Raw genomic sequence first — 23439 nt, 5'->3', positions numbered from 1 at the left:
GTTTTCATAGTCGGATCCCTACTTTTTCTCCTATATACCTTAGTCCGGGCTATCATTTTCTTATTTTTTTTGGATTAATGAAGGGCTATTTGCGTTTTTTACCCTCACGAACTTGCTTAATTCCAATGATAATATAAAATATCAGTAAAATAATACCCGCTGTCACTAATAAAACGCTTTTATTAAGGTATCCAATCAAAAGCATTGGTAATGTAGAGGGAGTCAAGTATAAAAGATTCAATTGCTGCTTTTTCATAGGGAAACTCCTAAAATTAATTTATGAATGGACCATGGCGGAAACCTGGTCCGCAAAAGCCCCGCCCTATACACAATTAATTTGTCCAACGAAAATATTTTGTTCCAATAATCGTCGAAACAACTAAAATGCCCGTTAATACAAGTAAATCCATTAAGGCTCCCGTTTCAAAGAGCGTGCCATTCCAACCATCACGCAATACATTTACAACGTAAGTAAGTGGGACTACGACAGCAATTTTTTGTAAAAACTCTGGTAATGCCTCTAATGGTAAAGTTGCACCTGATAAAAACATCATCGGATACATAGCAATCATCGCAATTCCTAAAGCCGTTTGCATTCGTTTCACTAAACTAGAGACAATAAACCCAATTGAAAAAAACGCCACGGAACAAAATGTTAATGCCACAAAAAACTGTAGCGGATTTGTCGTTAAATCAGAGCCAAAACCGAACTTGGCAATAAGTAATATTTCAATCGCACCAACATAAATCGCGAAAAAACCTTTTACAATTGTCGCTGTAAAAATGGCCTTTTGATCAAGTGGAGTTCCTGCTAACCGTTTATAAACGCCCTTTTCACGATCAATCACCACTTGTAATCCCATCGAAAAGAACGCTGTTGTAAAAATAATAATCGCGATCATACTTGGAATGTAAGCTTGGAAATAATCCAATCCACCTTCATAAGTATTGGATCTGAACATCATGCCAAAGACGACAAAGCTAACTGCCGGCACAATAAACGTAAATAATAAAGCTAATGTTTCTCGGAAAAATAATCTCAATTCCATTTTTGTATGAGTTAAAACGGTTTGCATTTTTAATTCTCCTCCTTATACTCCTACCGCGTATTGTAAATAAACATCTTCCATCGTTCCTTCACCAGCTACAAGCGAATCAATTAAATTCTTCGGCTGATCACATGCCACTAAACGCCCCTTTTTAATAATCGCGATTCGGTCGCAATGTCGTTGCGCCTCATCCATATAGTGAGTCGAAAGAATAATTGTTTTCCCTTCAGCGCGAAATTTATTTATTGCATTCCAAAGTTCAAGTCGCGCCTGCGGATCAAGGCCAGTTGTTGGTTCATCTAGGAATATGATTTCTGGATCATTGACGAGAGCCAGTGCCAATGAAGTTCGTTGCTGCCACCCACCAGAAAGATTCTTTACATATTTATTTAAATATGGTTCTAGTCCCAATGTTTGAATGATTTCGTTAAGGTCGCGTTTTTTTTCATAGTAGGAACTGAATAATTCCAGCGCCTCTTTTACTTTAATTCGGTCGTATAAAGAGGTTTGTTGGAGCTGAATACCGATTTTTTGTTTAATTTCAGTGGAAGTATTAGTGATGTCCATGTCAAGAACCTTTACGGAACCAGCATCCGGCTTACGAAGGCCCATCATGATTTCGAGTGTGGTTGATTTTCCGGCACCGTTTGCTCCGATGATTCCAAGCACCTCACCTTTTTGAACACTTAGTGAAATCCCATCAACGGCCTTCACATTTCCATAAGCTTTTTTAATATTGTCAAGTTCAATAACTGTCTGTTTCAATTCCAACACCCTTTCCAGAGTCATTTACTCAATTGATTAACTTTAGTCTACAAGGGCAATCTTAAATTAACCTTAAGTCAACCATATCTTTCTATTAAAAATTACTACATCTTGGATATTTTTTGGAAGGGAAGGACTAGTAGTGAGTTTTATTAAACAAATTAAGATTATATCCCATATAAATTGGGTGTGATTGTATCACATAAAACCGCTGCTATCACTCAGCAGCGGTCCTTAATGGTAATTTAATAATAAAATTTGTTTTCCCTCGATCGGGTTGTGTATCGACTGATATTTTGCCATCATGTTTCTCGATAATTTTCTTCGTAATCGCTAGACCTAGTCCAGTCCCACCATCATTCTTCCTACTTCTGTCGCCTCGAACAAACGGATCAAACAAGGTTTCGACAATATCCTCATTGATACCGACCCCATTATCACCAATCTCAATAATAGCAGAATCGATAGATCTTTCCATCCTTATGTAGACATCCGTTCGATTCGGATTATATTTAATCGTATTTTCAAGAATGTTTGACATGGCCCGATAGAGAAGTTTCGGATCAAAAGGATAAAACATCATTTCGTCCGGCAAATCGATGTCGAGCTCCATTTCTTTTTCAAGAAACCGCTCATAAAATTCAACAATAACACCACGAACAAACTCGCATAAATCAGTTTCTTCACGATATATAGGAAAATCTGGATTATCAAGCTTCGAAAACATAAACAATTCATCGATTAATGCGGTTACGCGAATCGATTTGTCATAAATATATTTCAAATATTTTTGCTTTTGTATCTCATCTTCGACCATCCCTTCAAATAACGCTCGTGAATAGCCTTGGATAGACGTCATTGGTGTTTTCAAATCATGGGACAGGTCCGCGAGCATACGTTTTTTACTTTCCTCAAGAATCGTCATTTCTTTATTTTTCCATTCCAATTCGTTTGCGACTCTCGTTAGTTTTTCGTTTAATTCCTTATACCTTAACGAACTCTTCATAATAAAAGGAAGAATACTTCCCCCAAATAATGGTGGGATGAGCGTTATCGCATAATAAATAGGATGTTGCATGGCCGTTTGATAGACCAGGATTAAACTAAAGACGGTAAATCCGGCGCATAATCCATACAGCCATTTCACGGGTAATCGAACAAGTTGAAACACATAAACAAAAATAATATAGATGTACAATGGATTATAAAAATAGCCAAACACTATTGTAATCGCCATTTCCGCAGCCACAAAATAAGCAGTGTATCGTTTACTCCAAAAAGCCTGCCGATTAAGAAAAATAAATAGTAACAACAATAAAAGTCCAGGATATAGTTTCTCGGTCCGCTCTTGGAAAAGAAAATAGATTGGGATAATCATATTACCCAAGTAAATATAAGGAAAATATCCCTCTTCCGATGGATAAATTTTATTAAAAAAATTCGTCAATCATACCCCATCCCTATTTTTCGAATTTATAACCAAGCCCTCTCACCGTTTTAAGATGGCTTGGTTTTTTCGGATTTTCTTCAATTTTGTCACGGATCTTCGAAATATGTACGTTAATAGTGTTATCGCCATCTCCATCAATATAATAGTCATTCCAGGCTCGCTCGAAAATCTGTTGTTTCGTATAAACTCTACCAGGCGATTCCATCAGCAAATCAAGAATCTTGTATTCGATTTTCGTCAGGGGAATGGCCTCGTCTTTCCGAATAATTGAAAATGTGTCTTCATCTAAGATTAGAGTGCCAACCGTTTTTCTCCGAGTTCCCGGAACTTCAGTGGATTGCGACACCTCACGAACATAATTGTAACTTCTCCTTAAAAGTGCTTGCACTCTGGCCACGACCAGTAATGGATTGAATGGTTTCGGGATAAAATCATCAGCGCCTAAGCCCAGACCTAGAATTTTATCATGGTCTTCGTTTTTGGCCGAAATGATGATAATCGGAATCGCAAGTGTCTCTCTCACTTTTTTAATAAACTGATAGCCATCTAATAGAGGCATCATGAGGTCGACCAGCACTAAATCGATTTTTTGAGCGGCGATTGTATGTAGTGCTTCTTGTCCATTCTCCGCTTCTAAAATGAAATAACCATCTTTTTCTAAATAAAGCTTAATTAATTCCCTGATTTCTGGCTGGTCATCGACGACTAAAATCGTTCTATCCACGAAAAAACCTCCTTTTCTATCATCTATTTCTCTAAGTATAGCAAATTTAATAGGAAATTTTACCACAAAAATTTGAAACTATTTACCAATAATAATCGTATTTATGATTAAAGGAGTGATGGAAAATGAGTATCCTTAATGAATTGGCGTGTCAAAGTTGTGGCGGAAAATCATTTGTACAAGCATCGGATTTTGTGAATCTTCGTCCTTTAGATAAGAAAATGGCAATGGGCTGCGAGAAGATTTATAAGGTCTGTTTGGCTTGCGGTGAGGTTGTTTCGATAAAAATAAAAAATCCTGGGAAGTTAAAGAATTAATTGCGGGGGATGCCATTCAGAGGCATCCCTTTCTTTACATAGATGGTATGTATTTATTATTTCCAGGTAGCTTTTTAATCTTATTCCACGCTTCAATAACATCTTCCCTACTTTTCCCCTGATTTTTGGGGTCAGCAAAAAAATCTCGTGTAAATTGATTGTATTCAAATTGTGAAGAAATGTTTGTTTGATAAGCCGGGTCTTTTTTTCGTTTTTCTTCCTCGTGCCAAGCAGCAACAACATCACGATAAGTTTTTCCAATATTGTTCTTGATGTAATTTTGGATAAAGGTAGAAAAATGAAATTTTGGACTTATGGCTGACTTAAAAAATGCCCGCACCTCTTGACTGCAGCGATGATTTTCCGTGATAACTGTATCTAAATTTATTTCTTTCAGTACAGTTAACTTTGACTTTGAATTCCCCCGCGACTTTCTAATTAGGCTTATCACCTCTCCAGTTCTTAGAAAGATTTCAATTCTTTTTGTAATATCCATTTTTGAACCGGTGGCACTTATTCCAATTTCCCTACAATATATCTGCAATTCTTCCTTAAGCCAATAATAATTCTTGAAATCTTCTATACTAATATCCTTTGTTAGGGTAGGACGCACAATCAACACCTCTATGTATATTTTTACCATCATTTTAGAACAAACGTTCCTAATTAGCAACTTTTAACTAATGGAGTTACGTCCTGGAGATATAGCTAAAAATCTGTTCATTTGATCCCCTTTTTGGATATTTTTGATAAAGTCTGTTCTCTAAAAGATTGTTGCTTTTGAAGAAAGGAATATATTGACCTTAAATAGAATAGTATGTTAAGTAATCTATTCAAAGGAGTGATTTGCGTAATGGCTTATGCTTCTACCTTATTCATAATTGCTGTAATCGGATATATTTGTTACAGAATGTTTAAAAGAAAATCAACACCTTCTAATAGATATACACCATTTGATGAAATAACAATGGGTAATAAAATTGATGTAAAGCATGATGCACCAATACAAGATACAAAACATCACATCCAATACGAAGAGAGAACAGATAACGATAAGAAGGTTTAATTAGCGGTCTTTTTTACGCTCTCCTTTTCATTTCAATTGCGTAATTTTAATTGCTCTTCTTTTGAAAATTTACTAAATCTTTCAAAAGATGGCTAACCACATAGTTGAAAACAGCCTTGATAAAAAATGTCAAGCATCCTATTCCATTTTCAATCAAAAAAGGCCAAGGAGCCCTCTTCCTGACCTTACTCGCTCTCTTCTATTGGCAGCACATCGGTTTCTTCCTCACTGAATTCTTTCAAATTCTCCAAAACACGCTTTGCAATGAGTTTGTAACCGCTTGTGTTAGGGTGAAAATAGTCATCTGATAATAAATCAACCTCAGATGGAATGAAGATATCATCAATTGGAATATATTCGACATTAGCATATTCTTCTGTTACGGACTTCCCGGCATCATTCCAGTTTGTCATGATCATATTCAATTGCTCAATATTGCTAAAATAGCGCTCAAAAGGATTGTAGAATCCAATTAAATAGATCTGCGCATCGGGATTAAGCTCATTGATTTTGTTAAAAATAGATCGAAGCCGCTCGGTATAATATTCTCTCTCATCAATAAAAGGATCCAAACTATTAAGATGGGTGAAATTTGTTTTGACGACTCTCATTATGTCGTTGGCGCCAATGGTGATTAGGACGATATCAGACTTTTTGATAGCGGTAGTAATACTTTTCTGTTCCAATCGTTTAAGCAACTGATCGGAGCGATTGCCCCTTTTGCCAAAATTCTCAATAGAAATGTTCAAATGATGGTCGTCAAAGGTGTTCTGCAAAATTCCGACATAGCCGCCAGTTCCTGTTTCATCGCCTACACCTTGCGTCAACGAATCACCAATTGCGACTATCTTTTGATCCTTTTTGAAAAAATTAAATGCCCCTTCCAATACAGCGCGGACCTTCTCTTTTATTTCCTCTGTTATTGGAAGATCATTTTTTACAGGCCCTTCTTCAGCAGTCTCTTCTTCTACTACAATGGCCTCCGTCAGTTTTTCAATGGTTTTTTCGGTTAGTGGGGATGAAGGTGTCGAAGTGGTTTGACTTGATTCATTTAAGCCGGGAAAAAATAAATATAGAAATAGACCTCCGACTAGCAAACTAGCTATGAGAAGGATTGCTTTGATTCGTTTCATTTTTACTACACCTACCATTCTAGCTAAAAGTTCTAGGATACTATTAGTCTATTCAGTGTAGCATGCCCCGGAACGATTCGTAAAATGGCAAAATGTTGGAAAAACAAGTACTCAAAATATAAAAAGCCCAACTCAGCTACGAATGAGTCGGGACAACTTTATTTTTCATTTTCTCGTACAAGTACTGAAAACCATACAATAAATACGCTTTATGGTGTAGATAAATAAAGAACTGCAGGTGGCTTAGCCGATTCAAGCCAACGATTTTTAATTTTTTTAGTACATCAATGAGAAAGAAGGCAAAAAGTCCATCCGCAATGGCATTCAGAACGATAAACTTTTTAAAATTCCCATACGAAATTTTTAAAAACCACATCGAGAGTGGCATATAGGGACCGATGCTAAATGGAAGCTCATCCTTGACAAATAATTTTTTCTTATCATAAAACTTCCACCACTTCCGCTTATGTCCATACATATGATTAATGATTTCAATAATAATGATAAAAATGCCTGCAAACCAATATCGCTTGATGTTGCGTTTCTCCATAAATAATAAGGAAAACCAAGGTATGATTATCAAAATTAAATTAAACAGCCTGTGTCTTTTCTCGACCAATCCTATTCACCCCAACACTCTTTTGAATTGCCTTTTTATGGTATCCAAAAACAAGAAAAAAATACCAGTAAAATTGACATATTAAACCAACCTACCGTAATGTAAAGATATTGATAGCGCAAAGGGGAAATGGTAATGGCTGATTTACAAGAAATTGTAAGTAAATTAGACACAGAATTTGATATTAAAGCGTTTGGCAAGGATCTCTCATTTAGTCGGTTTATCCCTAGTGTTTACAATCCAATTGGCTTTGACTGGCAGGCTACTTTTGAAAAAGGCTTTGTTGATTTATTTAATGGGTTGATGATGAAAGGTGATTCATCCGTTGGAAAAGTATTTCTCGCCGTCTTTCCCTCCGACCACGTTTTAGAAAGATTCATAGAAGAAAGCGAAAGTGGTGACTTATTATTTATGCACCATCCCCTCCTGATGGAATGCGGCGATCCAAAAGGGAAATGGGGTCGAGGATTTGTTCCAATTAAGGAACGGTATATTCAACAAATACTTGCTAAAAAATTGTCCATATATACATGTCACATTCCTTTAGATTGTCATAATCAACTTGGAACCAATATAGCAATGGCTAAAGGGATAAGGGCAGAAATTATAATTGATAAGAATATACAAACGAAAAATGACTATATCTTATATGCTACTATTAATAAGACGAACTCGACCAATCTGATTGTAACACTCGAAAATGCGTTTAATATTCCCTATGTTGATTTTGAAGGGAAAAATTTAGAAGATATTGAAAAAGTAGCGATTGTTGCAGGCTGTGGAGATGTTGTTAACTGGATGAAGGAAGCGGAGAAAAACGGCGCCCAAGCATATATTAGCGGCGAAATTCACTGCCATATTGACAATGATTATGGTAGACTGAAATTTCAGCAAATGATGGATTACGTTGAAACTACTTCGATGTCATTAATCGGTGTTTCTCATTCTGCCTCTGAATATCTTGTCCATAAGACATTGATGAAGGATTGGTTTAAACGTCATTTTAACATCGAAACCATTTTACTTCCGCAAGACACATGGTGGTTGTAACCATTCGATTGTCGATTTGACAATTTGGATTACTTTACTTTATTTGGAATCATGTTATAATTTTAGTAGATAATCATATATTAAAAAAGAGCTCCAGCAGTAACTGGATGCTCTCTATACAGCTAACTGCAAGAAGAGCAGTGACCTGGGGCGAAATAATCCACCTTACTTTGTCAGAGCTGGGGTGGGTTATTTCTTTTTACCAGAAGAAAAACCAATTGCAATAACTGCCACGATCAAACTAGCAAAACCAATCATCAAGCTAATTCCCTCGTAAACAGTCAGCATCAGCGTCACCTCCTTTACTAAGGAAGTGCCACTGCCCACTCAGCTTTTAGCTGTACTTCTAAATTATACCACATCGCTAATCTGAATGCGAATGTACGTTTGACTTAATGAACCCTAACAACAAAAATCATACGGATGCAATGGTGGATTGGCACGAAATAGCCATTTCGTTTCAAAGGATGGATCCTTCCAATGCCATGCTCCCAATGCAGCTGCACAAGAATCGATTGTATGACTTTCCTCTTCAATTTCCTTTGGAAGGTTTTGTAGATTTTGATTATTAAACCATTTTCTAATAAAATTTCTAGCGTCCAAGTTTTGCTTATAGTTTAATACAAGGTCCATTTCCGTTTGAAGTAGTCGTGAACCTATTATCGCTCCCGGATGCACTTCCACAATAAAAACCGGATGCTTAGGATTGAGATTTTGTATCTCCCTACTAATCCTAATTCCCCTTAGAGTAAGATAAACCATCTTAGTTAAAGTAGGAGGCATGATTGATCCCGGCTTCATCCCTAGTGACATAATAAATTGTCTCAGCGATTTATCACTTTCGCGGTCACCACCGCCATCTTGATAGGATAAAGGCGCATCGATTCCGATAACCACTTCATCAAATTGTGCTTGTGTCTCTACTTCATTTAGGATGTCATGGTCATTAATATTTCTTAATACCTTCATAAAGTATAACTTGCCGTCCTTTTTTTCAAATACGGTTAAAACGGTATCTTTGTGATTACTTGGTCCTGATAAATCTATACCGATTACTTTCATTAGTATCTACTCTTTTCCGTAAAATTTTCATTGTCTAAGCTATCCCAATTTTATCAAATATCTTACACCAAGTAACGGATCGTTTTTGAGCTTGAACAAAACATGCTACTATATATACAAAGGTATTTGGAAAGAAAATTTAAAAGGTTGGAGGTGTTTTAGATGCCAGATTGGTCGTACCATCCGTTGAAAAAGCTGTTATTGGATAAAATGAGTCCGCCAACAAGCCGAGAATTTATTCATCAATCGATGAGTACCATCGCATCTTTTCCAGGTGGTCGGAGCCTAATTGGATTTTTGGGTCATATGACTCCTCCAAAGGAACTTCAAAAAGAGATCAACCAGACAAGATTTCAATCTCCAATCGGTTTAAGTGGCCATATTGATCCCCATTTGTCAGGAATCAACGCCTTTCAAGAATTAGGTTTTGGTTTTATCGAAATTGGACCGATTGTTTTAAAAGAACCTAAAGAACAAATTGAACCTATAAAGGAAAATAATCAGGTTCTATTTGCCAAAAATCATGAAAAGCTACCTCTTAAACTGGCTATTAGAAAATTAACCCGATTAAATATCCGGATCCCTGTCTTTGCTAAAATCGATGATAGTGTAACTAGGAATGAATGGGAGATCATAGTCGAGCAACTAACTCCGTTTGTGGATGCTTTTATCGGAACAAACCAGCAAATCAGCTCCTGGGTTGAAAAAGGAGTGCGTTCTTTTTACATCTCACACTCACCCGAAGTAGATTTTGAGATTACTAACTTACATCCTTTAGTAGCTGGTGTAGTATTGAATGCTCCTCGTCAAACATATGAAGGCTTTTGGCGTGAAACAGCAATTGCGAATACAACCTTAGCCAAAGCCGTTGAGAAAGTGAAAGCCTTTCATCCCGAGCTAATTGTCATAACCTCAGGTGGAGTGGAGTCACCTGAAGAGGCTAGTAAACTAGTTGATGCTGGTGCAGACCTATTAATATTGACAGATGGCTATGTAATAGCCGGCCCAGGGTTGCCAAAGCGAATAAACGAACGATTATTATTTGAAAAAAATCCCCCCATTTCAAAACAGAATTGGTCATGGTCATTCTTATTCGGCCTTTCCATCCTTATCGGTGGATTCATTGCTTTCTATTTTGCCTTTACGAGTGTGATTCTTCCATATGACGAATCTTTTATTGGACTGAAAAGGTCGGAGATCATGCTGATTAACCCACTCATCCTATCGTTTATGTTGCATGATCGAATGTCGCTTGCAGGCACGATGATATCTGGTGGAATATTGTATATCCAGCTTGCCCGACATGGGATTCGATATGGAACTCATTGGACGAAGGTTGCTTTTAATAGTGCAGCGATTGTAGGATTTCTTGGTATTTTATTATTTATTGGCTACGGGTATTTTGATTGGCTTCACGGTATATTTTGGCTGTTATTATGGCCGATTTATTACTTTAGTCTCAAAGAAGGAAAAAATGCCACCGCTCCCCCCTTTTCAAGTCACGGTAGGAATGACAAAGCATGGAAATACGGACTTTATGGGCAACTAATGTTTGTTATTTTAGGAGCCTTGATTCTAATTGGTGGAATCGTGATTTCCGCTATTGGCGTATCTAATGTTTTTGTGGCAACAGACATAAGCTATTTATGCATGCCACCTGAAATGTTAGAAGGTATTAGCAAGAAATTAATTCCGGTAATTGCCCATGACCGAGCGGGATTTGGGAGCGCTCTTATCAGTGTTGGCTTATTAGTTCTCATGATTTCTTTATGGGGATATAGAAAAGGAGAAAGCTGGATTTGGAATACACTAGCACTTGGTGCCTTACCTGCGTTTATTGCTGGACTCGGTACACATTTTTATATTGGCTATACTACCTTTATCCATTTGCTTCCTGTTTACTTTTTAGTGATTTTATATTTGTTAGGATTGGTGCTGTCCTACCCATTCTTAAAAAAGAAATAACAAAGCCGCAATCGATCGTTGCGGCTTTTTCTAATGCTAGTAGTAAAAATCTTAACTCACATCCACATAAATGTTCTCGTTAGGAATGTTTGTCGTACGTGAGACCAATTCTTTTGTAACTTTTTGAATGTTTTTCACCATATTATCAGTAGATTTCACTCTTATGAGTGTGTATATTTCCTCTTCATTCAAACTCCATACCTTCACATCTTCCACCGTTAAATCTCGATGATTTTCCTGAATCGTCTTTTTAATTCCATCCACGGAGTAACCATTTGGGGTACCTTCCATCAATATATTGAACGATTCTTTTGTAATGGCAATGCCCCCACGGATGATAATAATAGAAGTGACAATACTACCAATCGGATCTAACCAAACAAAGTCAAAGAACATAATCGCGAGAGCTACAATGACAGCACTTAAACTTGTAATCATATCTGCAAAAACATGCAGGATGGCACTTCTCATATTAAGATTGGAATTTCCTTTTGACAAAATATAACCTACCAGGGCATTAATAGCCAAACCAATCATACCAACCACCATCATTTGCCCCGGTCTGATATCTACTGGCGTGATCATACGATGAATTGCTTCATAAATGATATAAATGGGGAGTAATATAAGAGTTAATCCATTGATAAATGCTGCAATGGGCTCAAAACGCTTGTACCCAAATGTCCTCGTTTTGGTTGTTGCCTTCGTTGCCATAATCAATGCAATCAAAGATAGGATTAAAGATATCGCATCTGAACTCATATGAATTCCGTCCCCAATAATCATTAAAGAACCAGAAAAGAATCCATAGACGATTTCAATCATGGCAAAGAAAATCGTTAAAGAAGCGGCCCAAATAAATAACTTTTTATTTTTATTATATTGTTCATTAGAAGAACTCATTTATTCCATCCCCCTTTATTAGAATTATTATAATTAAATATTACTATTACAGTTTACTTTCGTCAAGTGTAATTGATAATTAACTCTCTAATTGATAATGGTTATTCCATGCATTTCTTTAAATTAAAACAATCTTTATTAATATTTCTAGATGATTATGATAATAATTATTATTTAATTTTAATTTTATTTTGTTTTATCAATAAAAAAACAAGGCCCCATTGGCCTTGCTGCTATTTGACGATTACTTTTCCAACCATTCCTTGTTGGAAATGGTACCGACAGATTAGTTCAAAGGTACCGGACTGTTTCGGATTAACGGTAATGGTTACTTCTTTACCTGATTGGATCTTAGCATCAATTCCGAGTCTTTCCACTGTGAAAGTGTGTTCCTTCATCCCCTTGTTTTTTAAAATCAATTTTGTAGTCGTTCCATTCGGAACAATGATATCTTTTGGGTTAAAATAATCATCATTTATCTCGACCTCAATTGATTTAATCGTCTCCATAGGCTGAGATTGGGCTAATACGTCGAAGGTTCCCAAGTTTGTTACAAACATGATCATTCCAAGAAAAACAATTTTACTTACCCATTTTTTTATAGACAATCACAATCGCCTCTTTCCTAAATTATCATTATTAATATTGGCCATTTCTATACTTTTTATCATTTCTATTTTCTTTAATGCAGTTCTTTGTGTTAGTCCAATCATCGTGTATAATCAACTATAAACCTATATAAATTGGAGGCGAATGGAAAAAATGGAAACAGGAAATTCTGTAAGTGTAACGATTGAAGCAACCGTACACGCACCAGTGGAAAAAGTGTGGAAATATTGGACAGAACCAAATCATATCAAAAAATGGAATAGTGCATCTGAAGATTGGCACACACCCGTTGCTGAGAATAATTTAGTCGTTGGGGGAACATTTCTTTCCAGAATGGAAGCAAAAGATGGTAGTTTTGGATTTGATTTTGGCGGAGTGTATGATGAAGTAAAACTACACGAGGTTATCGCCTATACCTTAGGTGACGGTAGAACAGTGAAAATCTCGTTCATTGGCCAAGGCAATGAAACAAAGATAGTTGAAACCTTTGATGCTGAAACTTCAAATCCAATTGAAATGCAAAAAGCAGGTTGGCAAGCCATTCTCAATAATTTTAAGAAATATGCTGAGGAATTAAAAGAAGCTTAATGTAAATGAATACTTCTTCAGTTTTTCTACGACAAATCTAGCTAATATATTATATTTTTTGTCTTAGAAACAGGTTCTCTACGACTGTTCTTGTTCATTATTTGTTCATTTTGTCGTAGAGACGGGTTCTCTACGACAGTTTTGACTCATTTTCTGATCGTTTTGTCGTAGAGACGGGTTCTCTACGACAATTTTGACTCATTTTCTGATCGTTTTGTCGTAGAGACCAAGTCTTCTACGACAGTTCCGTCTCATTTTCCTCCATTTTGTCGTAGATATGTTATTGGCACGATATTTCGTTCATTTTCTAGCTAAAATATTTAAGCAAAACCTATAAAGAATAAAGAAGCAGATGAACTCATGGTCCACCTGCTTCCCAACAAAAACCCTAAAGCGTATTCTTCTCTAATCTAAATCCTTCCACAACTACCTCTTCATCCACTTCTAGTAACAAGCATCGTTTTCCTTCGTAGGTGATGTATTTGACGTTTTTTAGATCCTTGGGATTAATGGTTACGTCCGCAATCTTTGTGCTAATTTTCACGGACTTTGGAACTAAGTTACTTGCTTTGATTTCATGATTTTCGTCTAGTACGACACTTTTAAATGCATGTTCCACCTTTGCGGTCTCGACATTCTCTACGCCACTCACCGTCAAAATTCGTTCGATATCGTGATAATCTAGTTTCGGAGCTTCTTCTTCTTCGTTTTCTTCGTTCTCTTGGATGATTTTATCAATTTCTTCATAGACACTGGAAATGACTCTAGAGTCGACTTCGTCTCCGATGACCTCTTTTAAAATCATCTCAAAATTATCCTTGTCTTCCTCAGCAGTTACGATATCTTCGCAATTGAGAACATCGTATATAAACGATCCGTCCGGCTGATTGGCCTTTCCGGCATAGTATAAGATATGATTTACGTCTGCGGCATTGTTAATAAAGGCTGGGAACAGAAAACCTGATAACGGAGCAGTTAAGTTTATAATCGGGTCAACCGCATTATTAGGTTTAAATTCTCGCTCAATATAATCGAAAACTAAAGCTCTTTTCGGCTGATCTGTTTTATTATGACTGCAAAGGATAAATTGGCTCGAATAAACTTCATCATCCCCACCTTCTTCCGACTCAAGATCCCGTTTTTTGGTTGGTTTTAGATGCTCCCCGCGAATGAAGGTTACCACAGAATCGAATTCATAAACAGATTGCGCATTCATTTTTTCTACGATTCTTAGCATGTGTTCCTTCCAGTCTTCCGTTTCGGAACGTAAACTATTAAACAGAATCGTTTGAGTGCTATCTTCCACATCACGCTTAAATTTCAGCTCAAACAGCTTTGCATCCAAGTTTCCGGTTAGAACCTTTTTAAAGTTGGCTAAAAATAATTCCTGTGCCTCTTGTTCAAGCATTTGGAAAGGTTGGCTGGCTTGGTGATAAATTTCACCTGTTTCCTTTTTTACATAAACGTTGAAAATTTCTTGGATTCTCATTAGATGATTATTTAATTTAAATTGTTTGCGAATATTAGCGATGTCTTTTTTCTTCATTTTTTTCAACTCCCAAACCTGATTATACTGTTTGGTGGAGAAAATAGTAATACTTGATATTTTTTAACTTTTCATAGAAAAAAAGTGCGCTTTTTAAGAGATGCCCTATAATCGGCAATTTAAAAATAAGCTCTAATAAAATGTTTAAAATATAATGAAACGATTAACAAACTAATTAATACTGAATCTATTATTCGTACAACGATTATTCCATATGATTCAATCGAAATTTGTTCTATAAAATACCATATTAAAAATATAAGTGTTGTTATAAATCCTATTTGACCCCAAAACATCAATTTTTGAAGTAGTCTTATATTTCCGCCATCATGACACCTATTCTTTACTGTTTGAAAGTACATATATCCTAAAATCGTAGTGATTCCGAGTATTGTACTACCGTGCTGAAGAAATTTATAGATTGGGATAGTATAATCAAATAAATGAATGGTATTAGTGAGTATTGATAAGTTCTTCACCTTGAATCCAACTGTATGAGTAAAAGAATCCCAGATTACATGAGTTAGCATTCCTAATAATGCGGAATAGAGGAATACGATTACCTTTAATGACCTAGGTGAATTTGCTTTTTTAGTAAAAGTAATTTGCAAAACATTTGGAAGATGGCTAAACAATGTTCTATGGATATATGCTTGATATAAGAAATAAATAACCAAAACGATTGGAAGATTAAAAGTGACAAATCCTATAAATGTATGACCAATCTCACCGTAGGGTTTTCCTCTTAGAAAATACTCAAAATCAGGTGACATACTTCCTAATACCATGGCTAAAAAATTTACATACTTACTTTTTCTAGAAAAAGGTAAAACTGCTGCAGGATGAGCAAAAGTCAACGGCATTAATGTCACTCCTAAATGTTCAGTCAAAAAACAACTGTAAATCTTTTCTGATATATTATTGGTTAACATTATTTTAATAACTCGTATATTGTTCCCGCAGAACTTTTGGATAGTGTATAGAGGGTATTCCTATCATTTAGATTCATGATGGCACCTGATTCTTCCCCTATCCAAAGAAAATATGTTTCGTCACCAAGTTCAACTTTATACTCCGGTTCAGCCACATCGACTACCCCTGACACTCTATTTGCACTCTTAAAAGCGTATATGAATTTTTTAATTTCATTTGAATCTGAAAATGTAATCAACGAATCCTTATTATAAGTGGAAAAGTCAACCATTTCATAAACATTAACCTTTTCTATATCACCATTAGAACTTTTACTGCAACCGATAAATACAAATAATAAAACAAAAGGTGCAAAAAGCCCTACAAGCCATTTTTGCATTAAAATCTTCCCCTTTTAGATGAGCAGCTTTATCTATAAATCACCTTAATTTAAGCTCGCAAAAACCATTATGGAGAAAACAATATAACCGAACATGATAGCTCCCCAACCTGTATTATTTGCAGTATCTACATCGCCCTTTTGTATTTTCTTAGCCAATGAAACACAGTTAATAAAGAATATTATTGCTATAACAGGAGTTAAATAAAAAAGAAAACCCATAGAACCTCCATCTCCCATCCAAAAGTAATACAGATAGCTATGCATCCTTATCCTACAGACTCGTAATATCTATCTGTTTGAACCAACGTAACGCTGCCTGTTCCAACTCACTTACGAATTTCTTTTTCGCCGGACTGTACTCACTTGTGGTATCGTAACGTTCAGCCAATTCTTCTTTGAAACGACTATACCCTTCCGCTTCTCTAGGATGGGCCCTAAGGTAATCTCGAAAAATTAAATGTCGATCAATTTCAGGGTTATCAAATTGGTAAAAATGAATATGATGAGTTCTGTTATCTCCGCCTTTTCGAAATAACCTTCTACCCGTAATCCCCCATTCCCCAACAACCTCATAGCCTAAAGAAGACATTTGGTTATTGAAAAAGTCAATTTTCTCTATGTTTTTAACGATACACATCATGTCGATTACAGGTTTTGCCTTCATTCCCTTAACTGATGTACTTCCAAAATGCTCACATTCTATTATTTCATCGCCACATACTGTTTTAAGAAACTCCGCCTCTGTATTAAACATTTGTAACCAATTTTCATTAAGTCTGTAAGTCTAACTTTCATGTTGTTGTGTTCCCTCATATCATTCTTGTTGTTTAGAGATTTAGTAGAAAAAATACACAATGAGATGAATGTGGCCCTTTAATAAAAATTAAAACGAATCATTAAATATATTATTATTTGAATGATGACGGTTAGGATACTTATGAATATGCCTGCTACACTTGTTCCACCCTTTTGCTTTAAAGCCTCTAATTCATCATAATGAGAAAGATTTAAATTCTTTACCCTTGTTATCTTTCTTTTACAACTAAAGAAGTATAAAGAATTAGTAATGAGTCCAAAGAAGATCCAGGACAACGCTGTTAAGATTGCATCTATATTATCATTTATATCTGGAATGATTAGACTGAATAGTAAGCTAAGGGTTGAATAGACAATTAGTTCGAGGTACATTTTTCGGTATCCCATCCAAAGTACACCAGCAAAGAATGCACTCCAATTCCACGATATTTTTGGAAGTCGTGGCAAGTGTGTGTAACTTTCATCATAAACTCCGATTCCGAATTTGAGTAGATATTTATCTTTTTTACTTTCCCCAATAAAAACGATCAACCTATCTTTATCATTAACTTCATTATAATCCCATTTAATCATTCTAGAATCTCCTCTAATATTCACTTCTCTTTCTAAGAACAATTGGTTACTTTGATTAGTTCCTTCTCCCTTTCATATTTCCTTGTTTTATTGTGGGGAAAAATGACTTTTCTCAAGAATTTCATCGTCATCCATAAAAGCCCATTCATTTACGGGGACGTCTGGATTAGTCTCCAAAAATGTTCATTATCTGATAAACGAGTCTGTAATCAGATGACTGGGGAATTGTTCGGTTACCAGCACGCTTAGAACGATTACAACAATACCTTATTTTACCATAAATATATATTTCTTGTTTATTAAATCCTTTTCTTATAAAATTTATCTCCATATTTTCCAGTACTCTTATAAAAAAAGCCGAGATAAACAAGTTTTAATGAATAAAAACTCGTAAAATCTCGGACCCTCTTTTTGTTCTAGTAAAACCCTAATATTATAGACTTATTGCGAAAATCGATTAAGGCATCGTAACTATTCGTTAATAAAATAAGAATAAATAATGCTAAAACAATATTACACTTTCAGTTTCCTTACCGAACTCTTTTGGACCGAGCTTACTAACCGTGAAACATCAGTTAAACAAGAGCTTAATCCCAATGAACTTCAATCAAGCGTAACCGGTAGATTGGACGCACGTTTGAGGAGTAGTTCGCGTTCCCGTTTGTTTCGTGTAAGTGAAGCTGCTCGATTAAATTCAGCGAAGGCTTCCGCATGTTGTCCGAGCTTCGCGAGTAAATCACCACGTACACTGGGCAAGAGGTGATTGTCTTTCAGCTTCGCATCATTCATCAACGGCTCGATGACTTCAAGCGCTATTTCAGGTCCGAACGCCATCGACAAGGCCACTGCACGATTCAGTTCCACGACCGGTGAAGGGGATATTTGCCTAAGAGCATGATACAATGCGGCGATGCGAACCCAATCGGTCTCCAGGGCCGTTTTCGCCTTTGCATGACAAGCCGCAATCGCCGCTTGGATTCTGTATGGGCCGAACACACCACCAAGTCTCTCCGCGCGTTCAAGTGCCGCCAATCCTCGGCTGATAAAAAGTTGATCCCATTTTCCCCTGTTTTGATCTTGAAGCAAGATAGGTTCACCGAATGGGCCGATTCGTGCCTTGAAACGAGATGACTGAATCTCCATAAGTGAAACGAGACCGTGAACTTCAGCATCTTCAGGGACCAGTTCGGCCAACATTCGACTGAGCCGAAGCGCCTCTTCACAGAGTACAGGTCTTATCCAGTTTTCACCTGATGTCGCTGAATATCCCTCATTAAATATGAGATATAGGACTTCCAACACCGATGCAAGACGCGCGCCAAAATCGCTTCCTTCCGGCATATTAAAAGGAACTTGCGCTGTACTTAAAGTACGCTTGGCTCTTACAATGCGCTGGGCGACAGTCGACTCCGGTATCAGAAAGGCACGTGCAATTTCCACCGTCGATAATCCCCCCCAGAGGCGAAGCGTAAGTGCAATGCGTGCTTCGCGGGAAAGGATTGGGTGACAAGTCATAAATATAAGGCGCAAAAGATCGTCTTCAACGACAGTGTCGAAGTTGGCATCGAAGTTTGGTTGATAATTGCTGTCTACCTCACGAGTCAACTCAGAGTACTTGCGTTTATACAACTGTTTACGGCGCAGCATATCAAAAGCTCGACGCTTCGCCGTCGTCATGAGCCAAGCGCCAGGATTGTCAGGTATGCCCGACTCTGGCCATCGTTCCATTGCAATAATGAGGGCATCGTGGGCCAGATCTTCAGCGAGTCCCACATCACGCACAAGCCGGGTGAGCCCTGCAATCAGTCTCGCCGATTCAAGCCGCCAAATGGCTTCGATTGTACGATGGGTATCTGCTTTGGTCATGAATTATTCCCCCGTTCGACTTTTCGTGAAGTTCAGTTTGTTTGTCTATTCGAATACTTGGCGAAGCTCAATTCGTCCTTCTCCAAGGCCATGCGGATCAGGTGCACGCATCGCCCACTCGATTGCTTCCTCGCGAGACTTCACATCTATAAACCAGTATCCCCCAATCAACTCCTTGACTTCAGTGAAAGGGCCGTCAGTAATGATCGGCCGTTCTCCCGGCACCGGATACGAAATACGAATGCCCTCGGAACTTGGATGCAGTCCACCGACTGCCACAAGGACACCTGCTTTCTTCAGTTCATCATTGTATTTCTTCATCGCGGCAAACATCTGCTCCATCTGTTCAGTCGGCATCGTCCCTGCTTCTGAATGGCTCGAAGCTTTCACAATCATCATAAATCTCATAGTAACTCCTCCTAAGTATTTGCTAGTTTATAGAGCTTTTCTAATTCCTCTACACAGGGTAGTGGTTGAATGCCCCTATATAGTCGACGAATGGCGCAAGTCAAAATCGACACATAAATAAATAATATTTATATATTTTTTCTTTTATTGAAGTTTGTAGCTTAAGTTCGATATTACTTAGCCATCTAGTAGCTCCCTCATTTTCATCCATCTCCCACCTAAATTTTTTTAGACGTATGTTCTAAAAAAAAGTTCCAAATATTATTAAGATTTAATGGACCAATTTTTCCCATAGGCAAATTAATAAGCTGAAACATACTGGTGAATAAAACCTGAATGTTTTCAGCAAATTTGATGATTCTTTGGGCATTTTGTACTTCTGATTGAACAATCGATACTCTATCTACCTCTCCGTATTTTTCACAGTATCAATGTTTGAGTCGCTATTTTCTACGCATATGAGTACCTTCCCAATAGCGTGGCCTTCTCCAAGGTAACGAATAGCCTCTGCAACCTGGCTTAAAGGGTACCGCTTATCTATTACAGGTATTAGTTTACCATCAATGAAAAGTTCTTTTAAAAAATTTTGGTCAGCTTTGTTTGGTTTATGAACAAGGATACCCATTTTCTTATTTTCCGTTTTATCAATTATGGGTGCCAGTAACAAGAGTTGCAGGATTAAAGACATGGAACCGCCAACCATCACATAGTTTCCTTTAGAATTTAGTACACGCTTGTAGTCAAATATAGATCGATTTCCTACAACATCAAGAATCAAATCATACAATTTTCCTTTTTGGGTGAAATCTTCTTTATTGTAATCAATCACCAAGTCGGCACCAAGGAACTTTAATGTATCTAATTTTTTCTCACTGTCCACACAAGTAACTTCAGCCCCATATAATTTGGCCATTTGCAAAGCAAAAGTCCCAACACCACCACCGGCACCATTAATTAAGACCTTTTTAGCTTTATAAATCTGTCCTTTATCACGTAGACCCTGCAGAGCTAGAACTCCCGCTTGTGGTAACGCTGCAGCCTCCTCAAATGTCATACTGGCCGGTTTTAATGACAAAGCCTCTGCGTTAACACTTACATATTCCGCAAACCCGCCCCAACCGCACCAGGATATATCTCCAAATACCTCATCCCCGATAGAGATGTGATTTACTTCGCTACCAATCTCTTCAACCCTTCCTGCTATATCAGCACCGAGGATTTTATATTTTGGTTTTAGAAGTCCCCCAAGACGAGCGAGAAATGGTTTTCCTCTTAGGAGGTCCCAGTCCCATGAATTTACAGAAACAGCATGAATCTTTACCAATACTTCATTTGGTTTTAAAGCAGGTATTTCTATTTCTTTTTGATTAAGAACGTTAGTCGTTCCATATTTATAGTATACCATCGCTTTCATTCCGGATTCTCCTTCACATTTGAGTTCGATAACGTTCTATTTCTGCTCTTCTATTTGACATTAACGAAGTAAAAGGGAATGTTTATTTTAGAAACTTCACTTGATGTTTGGTTTTTAAAGGTTTGATGCCTTTTTTTCGGCAATTTTTCTTAAAGGGGTCATCAACCTCGTTTGATACCCCTTCCTTCGGCAATTATATTTAATTTTCCCTATGAGTTTGTAAATTCCATCTCAATAACCTGCCCCTGAAACGATCTTTCAAAGCAAAAAAGCCGAGAAAACAAGTTTTAATGTTTAATAACTCGTAGAATCTCAGCTTTCTTTATGACCAGCTTAAGGAATAATCACATATCGTTAGATTAAGAACACACTCTATAGAACTTGAATAAAATCGTAGGTAGAATTGTGGAAAGGTATCACAGTACTACTACTCTATTCATATATTTTGCTTTTCAACGGCTAGAACCTTTTTGGCATTTGATTTAGAGGCTTTAACTTTCACACCAAAGATCCATCTTGTAAGAGCCGTTCTCTTGATGACAAATTCAAAAATAACTAAAGAGATGATAAAAGAAGATATCATGATTAAGAAATATTCTGGATAAACACCAATGTTTAATTTCAATATATAGAAACCTACTACAACAAGAATACTCTGATGGATTACATAAACTGGAAACGCTGCCTTATTCATATATGGGAGCAGTTTGTGGGAAAAATTTTAAAAATTTATTTCCGACCCTAGGATAACCACTAATGCTAACCATGTTTTAAAGGATATAAAAAATGCTTTAAAAATATCTATAGGTGAAAAGCTAGCGGAACCTTGTGAATGATAAAGAACAAAATTCCCTCCATTTTTTGTATTCACAGTAAAAATATATTCTATATTTTATTTGCATTATCCTTTATTACTAATGAGTTATTTTTCGTTTGGAACAACTATACAAAATAGGAGTTGCAATTGAGGGAAAATAACTCTAATTGACAGAGTTATTTTTTGTATCACAAGTAATGTCCATAAAAAAAATAGCGCAGGCAGATTCCACGCCATTTTTCAATGCCATTTTAGCAATATGCAATTATAACGGAACAGATAATTATTTTTATCATGCAGAAGCTTGAGAAAGTTCAATAGAAATAGTAGAGCTAATACCAGTTTCAAATGGATGAAGATTTCCCCTTTGCGAAAAACCAAACACAAAATAAACGCACAATAATAAACGAAATAGTAATGGTAATCCATGAAGTGTACCATTCCCAGTGTATGTATTTGATGAGATTGGTGTATTTTTCAAGTATGACTTCACCAATTGTTAACACGGAACTAAATGCAACGTAATAACCCAATTGATAAAGGAGTCTTTGGTTAAGGGGATACCAAACATTGAAGGCGACACATACGATTGGAAAGGCATAATATTCATAAACAAAGCTTGTCCGATTAACAGATGGAAAGCAGCGAACAGGATATTTAAGCAATCCCAACTCTACCACCACTAAACCAATAAGGAAAGTAATTAACTGCGTAATTAAAAATGTAAATACTGATAGTCGAATTTTTTTTTTCGGTATGAAGAACAAAATTCCAGTAGCCACTACGTAGACCAGTATGATTATCCACCATTCCATACTCATTAGGTCTCCCACCGCCGCTCCGTTTGTAACAAGGCTTTGTCCTTAAAGTACCAATTACAGCAAACTTCACTTATATAAAAGAGAGAACCAAAGAGAATCCACATGGAGTACCACGTCAATGATATATATTCTAAAATACCTGTGTATTTCTCGATGACAAAATCAAACGACGTAATGGCAAAAATCCAAATAAAAAAGTATATGAACCTTGACCAACTTCCGCTTCTTGATTTCTTATTGATGTAATAGATAGCAAATAATACTGGATAAAAAAAATAATCGAGAGTAAGAGGGAGATTCGTCGCTTCGGGTAGCTCACGGACAGGCGCACGTTGCCAATCTAATGCAAAGGTAATCACATCACATAGCCAAATGATTGCTTGAAACATTAAAAATGCCAAGAAACCTTTACGCCTATCTTTACGTGGAATGAACAAAAAACATCCAATCAATCCGAACAACCACATAGCTATCAGAATCCAATGTTCCATTAGCATGGTTCGTGAACCACTCCATCCTTGTAAGAAAGTTACTACGTTTTAGTATTTTCTATTTTCACAAAT

Annotated in this window: 27 protein-coding genes and 1 pseudogene; 5 read left to right on the top strand and 23 right to left on the bottom strand. The window is 36.7% G+C overall.

Going from position 1 to position 23439, the window contains the following annotated elements; all coding sequences use genetic code 11:
- Positions 1-85: 85 nt before the first annotated feature.
- The 5 genes from ACX9YW_RS00450 to ACX9YW_RS00430 all read right to left on the bottom strand — a co-directional run bounded on the left by ACX9YW_RS00450 (position 86) and on the right by ACX9YW_RS00430 (position 3988).
- Positions 86-256, bottom strand: coding sequence for a hypothetical protein (locus tag ACX9YW_RS00450; protein WP_460340140.1), 171 nt, complete (start codon positions 254-256; stop codon positions 86-88).
- A gap of 76 nt (positions 257-332) precedes the next feature.
- Complete coding sequence (locus tag ACX9YW_RS00445; RefSeq protein ID WP_460340137.1) at positions 333-1076, bottom strand: ABC transporter permease; 744 nt, start codon at positions 1074-1076, stop codon at positions 333-335.
- A gap of 15 nt (positions 1077-1091) precedes the next feature.
- Positions 1092-1814 (bottom strand): ABC transporter ATP-binding protein, encoded by a 723-nt coding sequence (locus ACX9YW_RS00440; RefSeq protein ID WP_460340133.1) that lies wholly within the window; start codon positions 1812-1814, stop codon positions 1092-1094.
- A gap of 217 nt (positions 1815-2031) precedes the next feature.
- Positions 2032-3261 (bottom strand): sensor histidine kinase, encoded by a 1230-nt coding sequence (locus ACX9YW_RS00435; RefSeq protein ID WP_460340130.1) that lies wholly within the window; start codon positions 3259-3261, stop codon positions 2032-2034.
- 13 nt (positions 3262-3274) lie between these two features.
- On the bottom strand, positions 3275-3988 hold the full coding sequence (locus tag ACX9YW_RS00430) for a response regulator transcription factor (RefSeq protein WP_460340127.1): 714 nt from the start codon (positions 3986-3988) through the stop codon (positions 3275-3277).
- Between the two features lie 125 nt (positions 3989-4113).
- On the opposite strand from ACX9YW_RS00430, the gene ACX9YW_RS00425 reads away from it, so the two are divergent.
- A complete protein-coding gene (locus ACX9YW_RS00425) occupies positions 4114-4305 on the top strand; it encodes a hypothetical protein (protein ID WP_460340124.1) in 192 nt (63 codons plus the stop codon).
- 34 nt (positions 4306-4339) lie between these two features.
- Here ACX9YW_RS00425 and ACX9YW_RS00420 read toward each other — a convergent pair whose 3' ends face one another.
- Positions 4340-4918, bottom strand: a complete 579-nt coding sequence (locus ACX9YW_RS00420; RefSeq protein WP_460341222.1) for a DUF6434 domain-containing protein — start codon at positions 4916-4918, stop codon at positions 4340-4342.
- A 240-nt stretch (positions 4919-5158) separates the two neighbouring features.
- Here ACX9YW_RS00420 and ACX9YW_RS00415 point away from each other — a divergent pair, with 240 nt between their 5' ends.
- The gene (locus tag ACX9YW_RS00415; RefSeq protein ID WP_460340121.1) at positions 5159-5371 is read left to right on the top strand and encodes a DUF3951 domain-containing protein; all 213 of its coding nucleotides are present in this window, start codon (positions 5159-5161) and stop codon (positions 5369-5371) included.
- Positions 5372-5556: 185 nt separating this feature from the next.
- Here the strand turns inward: ACX9YW_RS00415 and ACX9YW_RS00410 are convergent, their stop codons facing one another.
- Both ACX9YW_RS00410 and ACX9YW_RS00405 read right to left on the bottom strand, forming a co-directional pair.
- Complete coding sequence (locus ACX9YW_RS00410) at positions 5557-6504, bottom strand: SGNH/GDSL hydrolase family protein (RefSeq protein ID WP_460340118.1); 948 nt, start codon at positions 6502-6504, stop codon at positions 5557-5559.
- Between the two features lie 136 nt (positions 6505-6640).
- The gene (locus tag ACX9YW_RS00405) at positions 6641-7123 is read right to left on the bottom strand and encodes a hypothetical protein (protein ID WP_460340116.1); all 483 of its coding nucleotides are present in this window, start codon (positions 7121-7123) and stop codon (positions 6641-6643) included.
- Positions 7124-7258: 135 nt separating this feature from the next.
- Here ACX9YW_RS00405 and ACX9YW_RS00400 point away from each other — a divergent pair, with 135 nt between their 5' ends.
- Positions 7259-8173 carry a Nif3-like dinuclear metal center hexameric protein gene (locus tag ACX9YW_RS00400; protein ID WP_460340113.1) on the top strand — a complete coding sequence of 305 codons (915 nt, stop codon included), beginning with the start codon at positions 7259-7261 and terminating at the stop codon, positions 8171-8173.
- A gap of 189 nt (positions 8174-8362) precedes the next feature.
- Here ACX9YW_RS00400 and ACX9YW_RS00395 read toward each other — a convergent pair whose 3' ends face one another.
- Positions 8363-8461, bottom strand: a complete 99-nt coding sequence (locus ACX9YW_RS00395; protein ID WP_460340110.1) for a putative holin-like toxin — start codon at positions 8459-8461, stop codon at positions 8363-8365.
- Between the two features lie 114 nt (positions 8462-8575).
- Complete coding sequence (locus ACX9YW_RS00390) at positions 8576-9235, bottom strand: DUF429 domain-containing protein (protein ID WP_460340108.1); 660 nt, start codon at positions 9233-9235, stop codon at positions 8576-8578.
- A gap of 162 nt (positions 9236-9397) precedes the next feature.
- Here ACX9YW_RS00390 and ACX9YW_RS00385 point away from each other — a divergent pair, with 162 nt between their 5' ends.
- A complete protein-coding gene (locus ACX9YW_RS00385) occupies positions 9398-11200 on the top strand; it encodes a dihydroorotate dehydrogenase (protein WP_460340105.1) in 1803 nt (600 codons plus the stop codon).
- 51 nt (positions 11201-11251) lie between these two features.
- On the opposite strand, the gene ACX9YW_RS00380 is transcribed toward ACX9YW_RS00385, so the two are convergent.
- Both ACX9YW_RS00380 and ACX9YW_RS00375 read right to left on the bottom strand, forming a co-directional pair.
- Entirely contained in the window at positions 11252-12103 is an 852-nt protein-coding gene (locus tag ACX9YW_RS00380; protein ID WP_460340102.1) for a cation diffusion facilitator family transporter, read from the bottom strand.
- A 233-nt stretch (positions 12104-12336) separates the two neighbouring features.
- Positions 12337-12711, bottom strand: coding sequence for a cupredoxin domain-containing protein (locus ACX9YW_RS00375; protein ID WP_460340099.1), 375 nt, complete (start codon positions 12709-12711; stop codon positions 12337-12339).
- Between the two features lie 154 nt (positions 12712-12865).
- Between ACX9YW_RS00375 and ACX9YW_RS00370 the strand changes: the two genes are divergently transcribed.
- Entirely contained in the window at positions 12866-13300 is a 435-nt protein-coding gene (locus ACX9YW_RS00370; protein ID WP_460340096.1) for an SRPBCC family protein, read from the top strand.
- Positions 13301-13688: 388 nt separating this feature from the next.
- Here ACX9YW_RS00370 and ACX9YW_RS00365 read toward each other — a convergent pair whose 3' ends face one another.
- The 11 genes and pseudogenes from ACX9YW_RS00365 to ACX9YW_RS00315 form a co-directional block, all read right to left on the bottom strand.
- Positions 13689-14846, bottom strand: coding sequence for a DUF4317 domain-containing protein (locus ACX9YW_RS00365; RefSeq protein WP_460340093.1), 1158 nt, complete (start codon positions 14844-14846; stop codon positions 13689-13691).
- Between the two features lie 119 nt (positions 14847-14965).
- Entirely contained in the window at positions 14966-15709 is a 744-nt protein-coding gene (locus tag ACX9YW_RS00360) for a DUF4184 family protein (protein ID WP_460340090.1), read from the bottom strand.
- Positions 15710-15777: 68 nt separating this feature from the next.
- Positions 15778-16158, bottom strand: a complete 381-nt coding sequence (locus ACX9YW_RS00355; RefSeq protein ID WP_460340087.1) for a YhfM domain-containing protein — start codon at positions 16156-16158, stop codon at positions 15778-15780.
- A 274-nt stretch (positions 16159-16432) separates the two neighbouring features.
- Positions 16433-16956, bottom strand: a pseudogene (locus tag ACX9YW_RS00350) (GrpB family protein).
- 78 nt (positions 16957-17034) lie between these two features.
- Complete coding sequence (locus ACX9YW_RS00345; RefSeq protein WP_460340084.1) at positions 17035-17550, bottom strand: DUF2628 domain-containing protein; 516 nt, start codon at positions 17548-17550, stop codon at positions 17035-17037.
- A 603-nt stretch (positions 17551-18153) separates the two neighbouring features.
- Positions 18154-19416, bottom strand: a complete 1263-nt coding sequence (locus tag ACX9YW_RS00340; RefSeq protein ID WP_460340081.1) for an RNA polymerase sigma factor — start codon at positions 19414-19416, stop codon at positions 18154-18156.
- Positions 19417-19461: 45 nt separating this feature from the next.
- Positions 19462-19824, bottom strand: coding sequence for a YciI family protein (locus ACX9YW_RS00335; RefSeq protein ID WP_460340079.1), 363 nt, complete (start codon positions 19822-19824; stop codon positions 19462-19464).
- A gap of 403 nt (positions 19825-20227) precedes the next feature.
- A complete protein-coding gene (locus ACX9YW_RS00330; protein ID WP_460340076.1) occupies positions 20228-21238 on the bottom strand; it encodes an NAD(P)-dependent alcohol dehydrogenase in 1011 nt (336 codons plus the stop codon).
- Between the two features lie 436 nt (positions 21239-21674).
- Positions 21675-21932, bottom strand: coding sequence for a hypothetical protein (locus ACX9YW_RS00325; RefSeq protein ID WP_460340073.1), 258 nt, complete (start codon positions 21930-21932; stop codon positions 21675-21677).
- 467 nt (positions 21933-22399) lie between these two features.
- On the bottom strand, positions 22400-22876 hold the full coding sequence (locus tag ACX9YW_RS00320; protein ID WP_460340070.1) for a CBO0543 family protein: 477 nt from the start codon (positions 22874-22876) through the stop codon (positions 22400-22402).
- Positions 22876-23343 (bottom strand): CBO0543 family protein, encoded by a 468-nt coding sequence (locus tag ACX9YW_RS00315; RefSeq protein WP_460341220.1) that lies wholly within the window; start codon positions 23341-23343, stop codon positions 22876-22878. Before ACX9YW_RS00315 ends, ACX9YW_RS00320 begins: the two co-directional genes overlap by 1 nt.
- Positions 23344-23439: the final 96 nt, after the last annotated feature.

The organism is Pseudoneobacillus rhizolycopersici, from assembly GCF_054786815.1.
This window is presented reverse-complemented; position numbering and strand designations above follow the sequence as displayed.